Annotated in this window: 5 protein-coding genes, 2 tRNA genes and 5 rRNA genes; 10 read left to right on the forward strand and 2 right to left on the reverse strand. The window is 57.3% G+C overall.

The features are described 5' to 3' along the window. Positions 1–200 precede the first annotated feature (200 nt). The 10 genes from JY500_RS07245 to malE (JY500_RS07290) all read left to right on the forward strand — a co-directional run bounded on the left by JY500_RS07245 (position 201) and on the right by malE (JY500_RS07290) (position 13112). Positions 201–3086 (forward strand): 23S ribosomal RNA (locus JY500_RS07245). A gap of 77 nt (positions 3087–3163) precedes the next feature. Next, positions 3164–3276, forward strand: a 5S ribosomal RNA gene (gene rrf / locus JY500_RS07250). Positions 3277–3594: 318 nt separating this feature from the next. Beyond that, positions 3595–5125, forward strand: a 16S ribosomal RNA gene (locus JY500_RS07255). Between the two features lie 66 nt (positions 5126–5191). Then, positions 5192–5268: transfer RNA gene (locus JY500_RS07260), tRNA-Ile, on the forward strand. Positions 5269–5305: 37 nt separating this feature from the next. Further along, positions 5306–5381: transfer RNA gene (locus tag JY500_RS07265), tRNA-Ala, on the forward strand. A gap of 254 nt (positions 5382–5635) precedes the next feature. Continuing rightward, positions 5636–8521, forward strand: a 23S ribosomal RNA gene (locus JY500_RS07270). Positions 8522–8598: 77 nt separating this feature from the next. After that, positions 8599–8711, forward strand: a 5S ribosomal RNA gene (gene rrf, locus JY500_RS07275). The 16S, 23S and 5S rRNA genes sit together here with 2 tRNA genes alongside, the layout of an rRNA operon. A 435-nt stretch (positions 8712–9146) precedes the next feature. Further along, complete coding sequence (gene malE / locus JY500_RS07280) at positions 9147–10475, forward strand: maltose/maltodextrin ABC transporter substrate-binding protein MalE (protein WP_246479820.1); 1329 nt, start codon at positions 9147–9149, stop codon at positions 10473–10475. Positions 10476–10634: 159 nt separating this feature from the next. Beyond that, positions 10635–11834, forward strand: coding sequence for a formate-dependent phosphoribosylglycinamide formyltransferase (gene purT / locus JY500_RS07285; RefSeq protein WP_206255756.1), 1200 nt, complete (start codon positions 10635–10637; stop codon positions 11832–11834). A 78-nt stretch (positions 11835–11912) separates the two neighbouring features. Then, a complete protein-coding gene (gene malE, locus JY500_RS07290; RefSeq protein WP_206255758.1) occupies positions 11913–13112 on the forward strand; it encodes a maltose/maltodextrin ABC transporter substrate-binding protein MalE in 1200 nt (399 codons plus the stop codon). A gap of 118 nt (positions 13113–13230) precedes the next feature. Here malE (JY500_RS07290) and JY500_RS07295 read toward each other — a convergent pair whose 3' ends face one another. Both JY500_RS07295 and JY500_RS07300 read right to left on the reverse strand, forming a co-directional pair. Then, the gene (locus tag JY500_RS07295) at positions 13231–14469 is read right to left on the reverse strand and encodes a hypothetical protein (RefSeq protein WP_206255760.1); all 1239 of its coding nucleotides are present in this window, start codon (positions 14467–14469) and stop codon (positions 13231–13233) included. Continuing rightward, a complete protein-coding gene (locus JY500_RS07300) occupies positions 14459–15337 on the reverse strand; it encodes a hypothetical protein (RefSeq protein WP_206255762.1) in 879 nt (292 codons plus the stop codon). The genes JY500_RS07295 and JY500_RS07300 overlap by 11 nt, the downstream gene beginning before the upstream one ends. Between the last annotated feature and the right edge of the window lie 133 nt (positions 15338–15470).

Genomic DNA, 15470 nt, shown 5'->3' on the forward strand with positions numbered 1-15470 from the left:
ACTCTTCTTGAGTCAGCTGTCGATCTTTAAAAATCTGGAAGGCATGTATGAAGTCAGCGTGATGAGCGCTGGGCTTCATAGGTTGTGATTGCATCGAATTACATTCCATCCTTTGAACCAGCGATGGGGTGTAAAGAAACATTTGGCGTTTGAATCAAACACTGTAACCGCCTGAAGCAATTCAGGGTTCAAGGTTATAGGATCAAGCGACTAAGTGCATGTGGTGGATGCCTTGGCGATCACAGGCGATGAAGGACGTGGCAGTCTGCGAAAAGCCTCGGGGAGCTGACAAGCAAGCTTTGATCCGGGGATGTCCGAATGGGGAAACCCACCTCTTACGAGGTATCCCGCACTGAATACATAGGTGCGCGGAGGCGAACGCGGCGAACTGAAACATCTAAGTAGCCGCAGGAAAAGAAATCAACCGAGATTCCCATAGTAGTGGCGAGCGAATTGGGAAGAGCCTGTACGTGATAATCGAATTGCTAGTGGAACGGTCTGGAAAGTCCGGCAATAAAGGGTGATAGCCCCGTACGCGAAAGCAAATCGATGGTACTAAGCGTACGACAAGTAGGGCGGGGCACGAGAAACCCTGTCTGAACATGGGGGGACCATCCTCCAAGGCTAAATACTCGTGATCGACCGATAGTGAACAAGTACCGTGAGGGAAAGGCGAAAAGAACCCCGGGAGGGGAGTGAAATAGATCCTGAAACCGCATGCATACAAACAGTGGGAGCCTCCTTGTGGGGTGACTGCGTACCTTTTGTATAATGGGTCAGCGACTTACGTTCAGTAGCGAGCTTAACCGAATAGGGGAGGCGTAGCGAAAGCGAGTCTGATAAGGGCGCTTTAGTTGCTGGGCGTAGACCCGAAACCGGATGATCTACCCATGGCCAGGATGAAGGTTGGGTAACACCAGCTGGAGGTCCGAACCCACTAGTGTTGAAAAACTAGGGGATGAGCTGTGGGTAGGGGTGAAAGGCTAAACAAATCCGGAGATAGCTGGTTCTCCCCGAAAGCTATTTAGGTAGCGCCTCGTGTATCACTCTCGGGGGTAGAGCACTGTAATCGTTGAGGGGGTCATTGCGATCTACCTCGCGATAGCAAACTCCGAATACCGAGAAGTGCGAGCACGGGAGACAGACCTGGGGTGCTAACGTCCTGGGTCAAGAGGGAAACAACCCAGACCGCCAGCTAAGGCCCCAAATGCGTGGCTAAGTGGAAAACGAGGTGGGAAGGCATAGACAGCTAGGAGGTTGGCTTAGAAGCAGCCACCCTTTAAAGAAAGCGTAATAGCTCACTAGTCGAGTCGTCCTGCGCGGAAGATGTAACGGGGCTCAAGCCACGAGCCGAAGCTGCGGATGTGTCTATGACACATGGTAGGGGAGCGTTCCGTAAGCCTGCGAAGGTGGATCGAGAGGTCTGCTGGAGGTATCGGAAGTGCGAATGCTGACATGAGTAGCGATAAAACGGGTGAAAAGCCCGTTCGCCGAAAGCCCAAGGTTTCCTACGCAACGTTCATCGGCGTAGGGTGAGTCGGCCCCTAAGGCGAGGCAGAAATGCGTAGTCGATGGGAAACAGGTCAATATTCCTGTACCGCTCTTTGATGCGATGGGGGGACGGAGAAGGTTAGGTCAGCCGGGTGTTGGACGTCCCGGTTCAAGCCTGTAGGCGTGCTGCGTAGGCAAATCCGCGCGGCTTAGCTGAGGGGTGATAACGAGCGAACTTGTTCGCGAAGTGACTGATACCAAGCTTCCAGGAAAAGCCTCTAAGCTTCAGTCAAAGAGTGACCGTACCGCAAACCGACACAGGTGGGCAGGTTGAAAATACCAAGGCGCTTGAGAGAACTCAGGAGAAGGAACTCGGCAAATTGATACCGTAACTTCGGGAGAAGGTATGCCCCGGTAGCTTGTAGGAGTACATCCGAAGGGCGATGGGGCCGCAGAGAATCGGTGGCTGCGACTGTTTAATAAAAACACAGCACTCTGCAAACACGAAAGTGGACGTATAGGGTGTGACGCCTGCCCGGTGCCGGAAGGTTAAGTGATGGGGTGCAAGCTCTTGATCGAAGCCCCGGTAAACGGCGGCCGTAACTATAACGGTCCTAAGGTAGCGAAATTCCTTGTCGGGTAAGTTCCGACCTGCACGAATGGCGTAACGATGGCCACACTGTCTCCTCCTGAGACTCAGCGAAGTTGAAATGTTTGTGAAGATGCAATCTACCCGCGGCTAGACGGAAAGACCCCATGAACCTTTACTGTAGCTTTGCATTGGACTTTGACGGGGCTTGTGTAGGATAGGTGGGAGGCTATGAAACGGTGACGCTAGTTGCCGTGGAGCCGTCCTTGAAATACCACCCTGGCGTCGTTGAGGTTCTAACCTTGGTCTGTGAATCCAGATCGGGGACCGTGCATGGTAGGCAGTTTGACTGGGGCGGTCTCCTCCTAAAGGGTAACGGAGGAGTACGAAGGTCTCCTAGGTACGGTCGGAAATCGTACTGATAGTGCAATGGCAAAAGGAGGCTTGACTGCGAGACCCACAAGTCGAGCAGGTGCGAAAGCAGGTCATAGTGATCCGGTGGTTCTGTATGGAAGGGCCATCGCTCAACGGATAAAAGGTACTCTGGGGATAACAGGCTGATTCCGCCCAAGAGTTCACATCGACGGCGGAGTTTGGCACCTCGATGTCGGCTCATCACATCCTGGGGCTGTAGCCGGTCCCAAGGGTATGGCTGTTCGCCATTTAAAGTGGTACGTGAGCTGGGTTTAAAACGTCGTGAGACAGTTTGGTCCCTATCTGCCGTGGGCGCTGGAAGTTTGAGGGGGCCTGCTCCTAGTACGAGAGGACCGGAGTGGACGGATCTCTGGTGTACCGGTTGTCACGCCAGTGGCATTGCCGGGTAGCTAAATCCGGAAGAGATAACCGCTGAAAGCATCTAAGCGGGAAACTCGCCTCAAGATGAGACTTCCCTCGAGACTCGATCTCGCTAAAGGGTCGTGGAAGACCACCACGTTGATAGGCTGGGTGTGGAAGCGCAGTAATGCGTTAAGCTAACCAGTACTAATTGCCCGTGCGGCTTGATCCTATAACCTTGAGCTAATCAAGGTGTGCGACATATCGCCAAATCAGCGATCGCAACCTATACATGCCTACCAGTTACAGTCTGACGCCCATAGCGCTTTGGTACCACCCCTTCCCATCCCGAACAGGACCGTGAAACAAAGCCGCGCCAATGATATTGCGGTCTCCCGTGAGAAAGTAGGTCAGCGTCAGACTACCCCATTCAAAAAACCCCCGCCGCTATTCAGCCGGTGGGGGTTTTTCTTCCCTGGAAGAGCGAGAGTGTTTTGATGAATCAAAACTGCGCTTGACAGAAAATTTTGAGTTGGTAATATAGCCGGCTCAGCACAAACGACGCAGTCGGATGTGCGCAGTAAGAAGTTGAGCAGTTTGCAGTTGATCTTTAAAAATTTGGACAACCGATAAGTGTGGGTGCTCGGTTGAAGCGAATCGAAACTTCGGTTTCGAAAAAGCAAGAGACTTGAGTGCCAATACTACATCGTCAGTGATGATGAGTTTGGCCAATTTGGATTGAACTTAAGAGTTTGATCCTGGCTCAGATTGAACGCTGGCGGCATGCCTTACACATGCAAGTCGAACGGATCTAGGGGCTTGCTCCTAGGTTAGTGGCGAACGGGTGAGTAATGCATCGGAACGTACCCAGTCGTGGGGGATAACGTAGCGAAAGTTACGCTAATACCGCATACGTCCTGAGGGAGAAAGCAGGGGATCGCAAGACCTTGCGCGATTGGAGCGGCCGATGTCGGATTAGCTAGTTGGTGGGGTAAAGGCCTACCAAGGCAACGATCCGTAGCTGGTCTGAGAGGATGATCAGCCACACTGGGACTGAGACACGGCCCAGACTCCTACGGGAGGCAGCAGTGGGGAATTTTGGACAATGGGCGAAAGCCTGATCCAGCCATGCCGCGTGAGTGAAGAAGGCCTTCGGGTTGTAAAGCTCTTTCAGACGGAAAGAAAACTTCGAGGCTAATACCTTCGGAGGATGACGGTACCGTAAGAAGAAGCACCGGCTAACTACGTGCCAGCAGCCGCGGTAATACGTAGGGTGCGAGCGTTAATCGGAATTACTGGGCGTAAAGCGTGCGCAGGCGGTTTTGTAAGACAGCTGTGAAATCCCCGGGCTCAACCTGGGAACTGCGGTTGTGACTGCAAGACTTGAGTACGGCAGAGGGGGGTGGAATTCCTGGTGTAGCAGTGAAATGCGTAGATATCAGGAGGAACACCGATGGCGAAGGCAGCCCCCTGGGCCTGTACTGACGCTCATGCACGAAAGCGTGGGGAGCAAACAGGATTAGATACCCTGGTAGTCCACGCCCTAAACGATGTCGACTAGTTGTTCGGAGGGTAAAACCTTTGAGTAACGTAGCTAACGCGTGAAGTCGACCGCCTGGGGAGTACGGCCGCAAGGTTAAAACTCAAAGGAATTGACGGGGACCCGCACAAGCGGTGGATGATGTGGATTAATTCGATGCAACGCGAAAAACCTTACCTACCCTTGACATGTCAGGAACTTTCCAGAGATGGATTGGTGCCCGAAAGGGAGCCTGAACACAGGTGCTGCATGGCTGTCGTCAGCTCGTGTCGTGAGATGTTGGGTTAAGTCCCGCAACGAGCGCAACCCTTGTCATTAGTTGCTACGCAAGAGCACTCTAATGAGACTGCCGGTGACAAACCGGAGGAAGGTGGGGATGACGTCAAGTCCTCATGGCCCTTATGGGTAGGGCTTCACACGTCATACAATGGTCGGTACAGAGGGTTGCCAAGCCGCGAGGTGGAGCCAATCCCAGAAAGCCGATCGTAGTCCGGATCGTAGTCTGCAACTCGACTACGTGAAGTCGGAATCGCTAGTAATCGCGGATCAGCATGCCGCGGTGAATACGTTCCCGGGTCTTGTACACACCGCCCGTCACACCATGGGAGTGGGTTTCACCAGAAGCAGGTAGCCTAACCGCAAGGGGGGCGCCTACCACGGTGGGATTCATGACTGGGGTGAAGTCGTAACAAGGTAGCCGTACCGGAAGGTGCGGCTGGATCACCTCCTTTCTAGAGCAAAGCAGATGCCGAGCTCCCACAACTTATCGGTTGTTCAGTAAAGACAGCGGACGTGCAGGGTCTGTAGCTCAGCCGGTTAGAGCACCGTCTTGATAAGGCGGGGGTCGTTGGTTCGAATCCAACCAGACCCACCATCAAATACTGATGGGTTCGGCTCGTACCACGGAACATGGGGCTGTAGCTCAGCTGGGAGAGCACCTGGTTTGCAACCAGGGGGTCGTCGGTTCGATCCCGTCCAGCTCCACCAATCTTGGTTACGTCAAAAGTCGCGTCATGAATGCAGATGGTGTCTGCATTCATGACTCTTCTTGAGTCAGCTGTCGATCTTTAAAAATCTGGAAGGCATGTATGAAGTCAGCGTGATGAGCGCTGGGCTTCATAGGTTGTGATTGCATCGAATTACATTCCATCCTTTGAACCAGCGATGGGGTGTAAAGAAACATTTGGCGTTTGAATCAAACACTGTAACCGCCTGAAGCAATTCAGGGTTCAAGGTTATAGGATCAAGCGACTAAGTGCATGTGGTGGATGCCTTGGCGATCACAGGCGATGAAGGACGTGGCAGTCTGCGAAAAGCCTCGGGGAGCTGACAAGCAAGCTTTGATCCGGGGATGTCCGAATGGGGAAACCCACCTCTTACGAGGTATCCCGCACTGAATACATAGGTGCGCGGAGGCGAACGCGGCGAACTGAAACATCTAAGTAGCCGCAGGAAAAGAAATCAACCGAGATTCCCATAGTAGTGGCGAGCGAATTGGGAAGAGCCTGTACGTGATAATCGAATTGCTAGTGGAACGGTCTGGAAAGTCCGGCAATAAAGGGTGATAGCCCCGTACGCGAAAGCAAATCGATGGTACTAAGCGTACGACAAGTAGGGCGGGGCACGAGAAACCCTGTCTGAACATGGGGGGACCATCCTCCAAGGCTAAATACTCGTGATCGACCGATAGTGAACAAGTACCGTGAGGGAAAGGCGAAAAGAACCCCGGGAGGGGAGTGAAATAGATCCTGAAACCGCATGCATACAAACAGTGGGAGCCTCCTTGTGGGGTGACTGCGTACCTTTTGTATAATGGGTCAGCGACTTACGTTCAGTAGCGAGCTTAACCGAATAGGGGAGGCGTAGCGAAAGCGAGTCTGATAAGGGCGCTTTAGTTGCTGGGCGTAGACCCGAAACCGGATGATCTACCCATGGCCAGGATGAAGGTTGGGTAACACCAGCTGGAGGTCCGAACCCACTAGTGTTGAAAAACTAGGGGATGAGCTGTGGGTAGGGGTGAAAGGCTAAACAAATCCGGAGATAGCTGGTTCTCCCCGAAAGCTATTTAGGTAGCGCCTCGTGTATCACTCTCGGGGGTAGAGCACTGTAATCGTTGAGGGGGTCATTGCGATCTACCTCGCGATAGCAAACTCCGAATACCGAGAAGTGCGAGCACGGGAGACAGACCTGGGGTGCTAACGTCCTGGGTCAAGAGGGAAACAACCCAGACCGCCAGCTAAGGCCCCAAATGCGTGGCTAAGTGGAAAACGAGGTGGGAAGGCATAGACAGCTAGGAGGTTGGCTTAGAAGCAGCCACCCTTTAAAGAAAGCGTAATAGCTCACTAGTCGAGTCGTCCTGCGCGGAAGATGTAACGGGGCTCAAGCCACGAGCCGAAGCTGCGGATGTGTCTATGACACATGGTAGGGGAGCGTTCCGTAAGCCTGCGAAGGTGGATCGAGAGGTCTGCTGGAGGTATCGGAAGTGCGAATGCTGACATGAGTAGCGATAAAACGGGTGAAAAGCCCGTTCGCCGAAAGCCCAAGGTTTCCTACGCAACGTTCATCGGCGTAGGGTGAGTCGGCCCCTAAGGCGAGGCAGAAATGCGTAGTCGATGGGAAACAGGTCAATATTCCTGTACCGCTCTTTGATGCGATGGGGGGACGGAGAAGGTTAGGTCAGCCGGGTGTTGGACGTCCCGGTTCAAGCCTGTAGGCGTGCTGCGTAGGCAAATCCGCGCGGCTTAGCTGAGGGGTGATAACGAGCGAACTTGTTCGCGAAGTGACTGATACCAAGCTTCCAGGAAAAGCCTCTAAGCTTCAGTCAAAGAGTGACCGTACCGCAAACCGACACAGGTGGGCAGGTTGAAAATACCAAGGCGCTTGAGAGAACTCAGGAGAAGGAACTCGGCAAATTGATACCGTAACTTCGGGAGAAGGTATGCCCCGGTAGCTTGTAGGAGTACATCCGAAGGGCGATGGGGCCGCAGAGAATCGGTGGCTGCGACTGTTTAATAAAAACACAGCACTCTGCAAACACGAAAGTGGACGTATAGGGTGTGACGCCTGCCCGGTGCCGGAAGGTTAAGTGATGGGGTGCAAGCTCTTGATCGAAGCCCCGGTAAACGGCGGCCGTAACTATAACGGTCCTAAGGTAGCGAAATTCCTTGTCGGGTAAGTTCCGACCTGCACGAATGGCGTAACGATGGCCACACTGTCTCCTCCTGAGACTCAGCGAAGTTGAAATGTTTGTGAAGATGCAATCTACCCGCGGCTAGACGGAAAGACCCCATGAACCTTTACTGTAGCTTTGCATTGGACTTTGACGGGGCTTGTGTAGGATAGGTGGGAGGCTATGAAACGGTGACGCTAGTTGCCGTGGAGCCGTCCTTGAAATACCACCCTGGCGTCGTTGAGGTTCTAACCTTGGTCTGTGAATCCAGATCGGGGACCGTGCATGGTAGGCAGTTTGACTGGGGCGGTCTCCTCCTAAAGGGTAACGGAGGAGTACGAAGGTCTCCTAGGTACGGTCGGAAATCGTACTGATAGTGCAATGGCAAAAGGAGGCTTGACTGCGAGACCCACAAGTCGAGCAGGTGCGAAAGCAGGTCATAGTGATCCGGTGGTTCTGTATGGAAGGGCCATCGCTCAACGGATAAAAGGTACTCTGGGGATAACAGGCTGATTCCGCCCAAGAGTTCACATCGACGGCGGAGTTTGGCACCTCGATGTCGGCTCATCACATCCTGGGGCTGTAGCCGGTCCCAAGGGTATGGCTGTTCGCCATTTAAAGTGGTACGTGAGCTGGGTTTAAAACGTCGTGAGACAGTTTGGTCCCTATCTGCCGTGGGCGCTGGAAGTTTGAGGGGGCCTGCTCCTAGTACGAGAGGACCGGAGTGGACGGATCTCTGGTGTACCGGTTGTCACGCCAGTGGCATTGCCGGGTAGCTAAATCCGGAAGAGATAACCGCTGAAAGCATCTAAGCGGGAAACTCGCCTCAAGATGAGACTTCCCTCGAGACTCGATCTCGCTAAAGGGTCGTGGAAGACCACCACGTTGATAGGCTGGGTGTGGAAGCGCAGTAATGCGTTAAGCTAACCAGTACTAATTGCCCGTGCGGCTTGATCCTATAACCTTGAGCTAATCAAGGTGTGCGACATATCGCCAAATCAGCGATCGCAACCTATACATGCCTACCAGTTACAGTCTGACGCCCATAGCGCTTTGGTACCACCCCTTCCCATCCCGAACAGGACCGTGAAACAAAGCCGCGCCAATGATATTGCGGTCTCCCGTGAGAAAGTAGGTCAGCGTCAGACTACCCCATTCAAAAAACCCCCGCCGCTATTCAGCCGGTGGGGGTTTTTCTTTTCAGCATCTCATCTTCTGTGGCCGCCGTAGCGGGCCACTCAACCACGTCGTACCCTCCAACCGCAATTGAGCCGAAACAGAAGCGCCTCGCGACGCCCGACGTACGCGCTTGCGTTTCGCTGCACTGAACCCAAGACCCAGATGAGGCGTTTGAGGTCGGGCTCGCTTCGCCATCTAATAACGTCAGAACGCGTTGCGCCGGCTTGCCGATTCAAAAGTCCATCGCTGACGGGGGGCGATAGATGCACCTGTTGAAGGCAGTGGCGCCCGAAGCGAAGCGCAGAACGGTCGGATAGCGGTTACGTGGCGCCTCTGGTGACCTGTCCCCGCGCTGCTCACTCGAATGGCCTTCGAGCAAGTGCGGTCAAGCACGACTTCTCCAATTGAATCAGTATCTTGGCTTACAAGAAGGCGCTGCATTCGTGCAGCGCTTTTCGTTTTTTTGCGGGCAGGGCGCCGAGAATCCCTCTGGTGTGCTGCGGACGGATAACCCACGAGGATCCCAAGTGAATTCGTTGAATCGTCTGATGAAGTGTGGTGTGCGCGCGTTGGCGCTCGGTGTCTTGGTAGCTTGTTCGGCGCCCGCTATGGCCTGGGAGAAGGGCAAGCTACTGATCTGGGTTGGCGACGATCGGGCGGCGAAGGGAATGCGGAAGATTGCGGCGAGCTACACCCAGAAGACGGGGATCAAGGTCGTGGTCGAAGTGCCGGAGAACCCGACCGGCGCCTTCGAGGCGGCCATGGCATCCGGTAACGGGCCGGATGTGTTCATGTGGCCGCATGACCGCATTGGCGAGTGGTCAGCGCACGGCTGGCTCGCGTCGCTCGCCGTGACGCAAACGCTCAAGGGCAACATCGTTCAGGTTGCCTGGGATGGCGTGACGTCAAAGGGAAAGGTGTGGGCCTACCCGGTGGCGGTCGAAGCGCTGAGTCTCGTCTACAACAAGACGCTTGTCGCCACACCGCCGAAGTCGTTCGAGGAGATCCCTGCACTCAATGCCGGACTCAAGGCCAAGGGCGTCGCGGCGATTGGTTGGGAGGTGAACAACCCGTATTTCTCCTGGCCGCTGCTTGCTTCGAACGGTGGTTATGTGTTCAGGCGCGACTTGTTGGGTAACTATGAGCCGAAGAACACCGGGGTCAATCATCCGGGCGCGGTGCAGGGGGCGGACGTACTTCAGAAGCTTGTGAAGACAGGGGTGTTGAATGCCAGCCAACAGACCGGCGATGTGGAAGCGGCGATGAAGGGTGGCAAGCTTGCAATGATGCTGACCGGCCCGTGGGCATGGGAAGGGCTGAGCAAGGCAGGTGTGAAGTTCGGCATTGCTCCGATTCCGTCGCTGAACGGGCAACCGGCGAGCCCGTTTGTAGGGGTCCTGGGCGCGATGATCACGGCAAAGTCGCCGAACCGCGAAGCGGCGGTTCAGCTGCTCGAACAACACCTGCTTCCGGCTGAGGGCCTGCTGGCGTTCAACAAGGAACGTCCGCTAGGGATTCCGGCGTCGAAAGAGATCTTCTGGGATTTCTATGCAGACCCGCAGATCCGGCAAGCCATGGAGAGCGTTTTTTCCGGTAAGCCTATGCCGAACAATCCGGAGATGCAGTATTTCTGGAAGAACCTCGGCGGCGCATTGCAGGACATCACCATCAACGGTCGCAAGCCGAAGGACGCCTTGGATGCTGCCGCGAAGAACATAGCGAACGGCGTCTAAACGCGTGTTTTAGGCGGAGAAAGCGCCCACCGAAAGGTGGGCGTTTTTGTTTCCGGCTTTGCCTCTCCGCACTGTTGCGCACGGCCTGGTTGACCGGTTCGGTGGTGTATTCACTGTGGGCGCGGCATGATTCGCTGTTTATATGATCCGGAGAGATCCATGACACTTGGAACCCCGCTGACCGCATCGGCCACCCGCGTGATGCTGCTTGGCGCCGGCGAACTCGGCAAGGAAGTCATCATTGCATTGCAGCGCCTGGGCTGCGAAGTCATTGCGGTGGACCGATACCCGAATGCGCCAGGCCATCAGGTTGCGCATCGGGCACATACGATTGATATGACCGATGCCTCCGCCGTGCGAGCGTTGGTCGAGTCCGAGCGGCCCGCGCTGATTGTTCCGGAGATTGAGGCGATCGCCACCGACGAGTTGGCGCGGATCGAGGCGGACGGATTGGCAGAGGTGATCCCGACCGCGCGTGCCGCGCAGCTGACGATGCACCGTGAAGGCATCCGTCGGCTCGCCGGTGAGACGCTTGGCTTGCCAACATCTCCCTACGCATTCGCCGACTCGCTCGACGAGTTGCGGGCTGCGATCGACGGTGGCATCGGCTACCCGTGCGTGATCAAGCCGGTGATGTCGTCCTCGGGAAAAGGGCAGTCGACCGTGCGCTCACCGGACGAGCTGGCTGCTGCGTGGGACTATGCGGCGCGCGGCGGCCGCGTGAATCAGGGGCGGGTCATCGTCGAAGGCTTCATCGATTTCGACTATGAGATTACGCAACTGACGGTGCGCGCGGTGGGCGCGGGTGGCGAAGTCGAGACCTATTTCTGCGACCCGATCGGCCATGTGCAGGTATCGGGGGATTATGTCGAGAGCTGGCAACCGATGGCGATGTCGGCGACGGCCTTGGAGCGTTCCCGTGATATCGCAGGGAAGGTGACGGCAGCTTTGGGCGGGCGCGGGATCTTTGGTGTCGAACTCTTCGTGAAGGGTGACCAGGTCTGGTTCTCCGAGGTCAGCCCGAGGCCCCACGATACTGGTCTTGTGACGCTTGCCTCGCAGCGATTCTCGGAATTCGAACTACATGCGCGTGCAATTCTTGGCCTGCCAGTTGATGTGACGCTGCGGCGCCCCGGAGCCAGTGCGGTAATCTACGGCGGCGTCGATGCCAAGGGCATCGTGTTTGATGGCGTCGCGGAAGCGCTGCAAGTGCCTGAGAGCGATCTGCGCTTGTTTGGCAAGCCGGAATCCTTTGTCAGACGGCGCATGGGCGTTGCGCTTGCGACTGCCGATGACACGGACACGGCCCGGGCGCGAGCAAAGGAAGCCGCAGGGCGGGTCAAGCCCCGCGCGGCATAAGAAGACTGATCATTAAAGGGCGATGCGACGTACGTCGCCCAATTCCCGCAGGCTGCAAACCGGAGGAGACAGCAAGTCATGAAATGTTCGCGCCTTGTCGTAAAGGTGCTGGCGGGAGTCGTATTCGCCGGCGCATTGGCTGCCCAACCCGCGTTTGCGTGGGAGAACGGGAAATTGCTCATCTGGGTGAACAACGACAAGGGCTGGAAGGGGCTTCAGAAGGTGGGCGACGAGTTCACCAAGAAGACCGGAATCAAGGTCAAGGTCGAGACGCCTGACAATCCGACCGAGGCCTTTGCCGCCGCGATGGCGAAGGGCAATGGACCGGACATCTGGATCTGGCCGCACGACCGCATCGGTGACTGGGTCAAGAATGGCTGGCTGACGCCGGTCGAACCCAGCCCGGCATTGAAGACTGGTACGGTGCAGATCGCGTGGGACGGCTTTACGACCCAGGGCAAGCAGTGGGGCTATCCGATTGCCGTCGAGGCGATCTCGCTGATTTACAACAAGGCGCTGATCGACAAGCCGCCGCGCACCTACGAAGAGTTCGCCGAGATCGAAGCCAGCCTCAAGGGCAAGGGGATTCGCGCCGTGGGCTGGGAGACGCAAAGCCCTTACTTCACATGGCCGATGCTCGCGGCTAACGGTGGCTATCCGTTTCAGCGCGATTTGCTGGGTAACTACCTTGGCAAGGACACGGGCATCAATCATGCCGGTGCGGTGAAAGGGGCCGAAGTGCTGGTCAAGCTGATCAAGGCTGGCGCTGTGCAGCCGGCCTTGTCCTACGCGGATGCCGAAGAGGCGATGAAGACCGGCAAGCAGGCGATGTGGATCAACGGCCCCTGGGCTTGGGAAGGCCTGCACAAAGCGGGGATCAAGTTCGGTATTGCTCCGCTGCCAACCGTCGCAGGCCAGCCTGCACGCCCGTTCGTGGGCGTGCTCGGCGCCATGCTGCCGAAGGGCTCACCGAACCGTGCTGCGGCGGTCAACCTGATCGAGAATTTCCTGCTGACGCCGGAAGGTATCAAACTTGTGAATGACGACAAGCCGATTGGTGTCCCCGCGAGCAAGGCGGTGTTCTGGGACTTCTTCCAGGACACCCAGATCAGGCAAGCGATGGAAGGCGTGTTTGCGGGGCGGCCGATGCCGAACAACCCGGAAATGCAATACTTCTGGAAGAACCTGTCCAGCGCCCTCAAGGACATCACCACCAGCAGCAAGAAGCCGAAGGACGCGCTTGACACCGCCGCAAAGGCGATCGTTGCGGGTCAGTAAGCCCGCGGCTCTCGGCTCGTTAAGTCGAAAAGGAAGCGCATCGCCCGAGTGGATCGGGCGGTGCGTTTCTTATTTGCTCTGTCGCTCGGTGTAGCGTCTTCGAAAACACCTCCGGCATTCAGCGGCCGGCGTTGAGTGCGGCGAGTTGCCGCTGAGCGTCGTCGAGATCCTTGCCGTATTCCGTGAGGTAGCGCGTTCGCTCATCGCTCTGCCACTCGGTGTCGGAGAAGCTGTTGAGTGAATAGCTGGCCGTCGTGCGGACGACTCCGGGGAGCCTTGGCATCAAGGCGCGGTCCGGATGGCCTTGTTCACGAAGAAGGTAACCGTCGACGTCGCGCACTGTGAGCGGGAAGCTGGGCTTTGCGTCGCGGATCAGTTTCCCGAACACGGTGAGTGCGACTTCCTTGGTGCCCGTTTCAAGTTCATCGTTGAAGGTCGCAAGTGCGAAGGCGTGGCCGCTGGCGTCGTCGACCCGGGCGTTGATGATGTAACGGCCTGCCTGCCTCACGTCGATCGGTACGCGGAGGACGAGCGAGCCCGCTTCCAGCGAATCCTTGAAGGGGCCGGCCCATAAGGCCGGTGGCTGTGGCGAATAGACCACGTCGAAGATGTGCTGCCCGGTGCGTTCGCCCGCGCGAAAGGCCAGCTCCACGCGGATCGTGCCGTCGAAGGCGGCGAGCGTCGTTTGCGCTGGCAACAGCACTGAGGATTGCGTGCCGTCGTTGGCCTCCGCGTCGCCCGCCTGGCCTTGGTCATTGAAGTGCATCGCCACCGATTGCGGCGAAGCGTTCGCGGCGTTTGCCAGACCGGTCGCGCGAGCGTTGGTGACCTCCAGTGGTAGGCGGTTGCCGTCGCGGTCGCGTGCGGCGATCATGAAGACCACATCCTCGCCGCTGGCGACGAACACGCGGCTCTGACTGGTGAGAATGCGGATCGAGGGATCCGCTTCGTCGCTGCCATTGTTGAGCGGGCGATCTTCCGTGACTGGCCGGTTGGGGTAGAGCTGATCTGCGTTCTCGGCTGCGGGGCGCGAGCTGAAAGGGTACATGGTGGCTTTGCGGTAGCCCTCCAACGCGGCCTTGGCTCGTGCGGCGCGCTCTTGCCACAGGGCAAGCGCGGCCGCCCGCTCGGAGGCCGTCATCAGGCTGCCGCCGTCCGTTGCGGCATTGGCGGCGAAGGTTGGCTGATCTGGCGTCGATACGCGAGCGCTGGAACCGATGCGTTCCGCCAGATGTGCCGATGCCGCGGGCCAGAGAAGCCATGCCAGCCCCGCGGCGCCAAGTGCTAATGCGGCGATGCGGGCGGCGGCGCGCAGCAAGGGGCCGCGCGCGCCATGCGGCCGCTTTTCAGCGGGCATTGTTCACCACATCGGTTCGCACAACCGAAACAATGCCGCCCCAGGCGCCATTGGTGTAGTGGTTGTAGGCTTCACCATCGTCGCGGAACTTCACCGTGTGGTAGCTCCATTTCGCGGAGCCACCCTCGTTGTTCGCCGTGCCCAGCGTGAGATCGTTGCAGAACCAGTCGGACGGATTGCAGAAGCTCGCGCCGGAAGAGCCGGAGACCCCGCCCGTCGAGTGATAGGCGACGACCTCGTCGTCCTGCCCCGGCAACACGCTGGAATACAAGGTGCCCTTGGCACCAGCAAACATATTGAACGACACCGCGCGCGTTGCGTTGTGGTTGTAAAGCGCGCGGGCGGTGGTGGTCTTCAGATCCTGCGTCAGCACGTCGGACACCGCCCAGGAGCCGATATCAGCGAGTTCGGAACCGCCGCCGGCACCGGACGCAACGTTGATCCACTTGATGTTCCAGCCTGTCTGCGTGGTGCCGTCGCTGTTGCTGCAGGTGCCTGAAGCATCGGGCTGCGGGTTCTTCTTGTAACGGGTGGAGCCACCGTAGTTGGCCATCGTGTAGCCGATCATCAGGTCGCCCGCGCTATGCACCGCGATGTAGCACCAGTTGTTGCCGGTGCAGAAGCAATCCAGCGCGTTGCGGATCAGGTAGTTCTGTTCGGCGATGTGGCTCTTGCCATCCCAGTTCACCGCCTTCTTGTTCACGCCGGCCGCCGTGCTGGCCGGCCCCCAGTAGGTGAAGCTGTCGTAATTGCCGATCTGCCCACCGCCGTTGCGGCCGTTGATCCAGAGCGTGAAGTTGGCGGCCATGGCCGGTGCGGCGAGGAGGGTAAGAAGGACTGCGATGGCGAGGCGCTGCGGTTTCGTCATGGTGCGTGCTCCGTTTGGGTGAGTGACACGATGCGATGCGCTTCAACGCAGCGGGTGGCGCGCGTCGAAGTCGGGCTTGCCGGATCTACGGCCTTCGGGGCAAGCGAGTGTTGCCTCGCGGCAGGGCTGGGCG

This window comes from Niveibacterium microcysteis, assembly GCF_017161445.1.
Lineage (GTDB): Bacteria > Pseudomonadota > Gammaproteobacteria > Burkholderiales > Rhodocyclaceae > Niveibacterium > Niveibacterium microcysteis.

Excerpts from the sequence above, each read along its gene's own strand:
- purT (WP_206255756.1), top strand. The coding sequence starts at position 10,635 with ATGACACTTGGAACCCCGCTGACCGCATCGGCCACCCGCGTGATGCTG.
- malE (WP_206255758.1), top strand. The coding sequence starts at position 11,913 with ATGAAATGTTCGCGCCTTGTCGTAAAGGTGCTGGCGGGAGTCGTATTC.
- JY500_RS07295 (WP_206255760.1), bottom strand. The coding sequence starts at position 14,469 with ATGCCCGCTGAAAAGCGGCCGCATGGCGCGCGCGGCCCCTTGCTGCGC.
- JY500_RS07300 (WP_206255762.1), bottom strand. The coding sequence starts at position 15,337 with ATGACGAAACCGCAGCGCCTCGCCATCGCAGTCCTTCTTACCCTCCTC.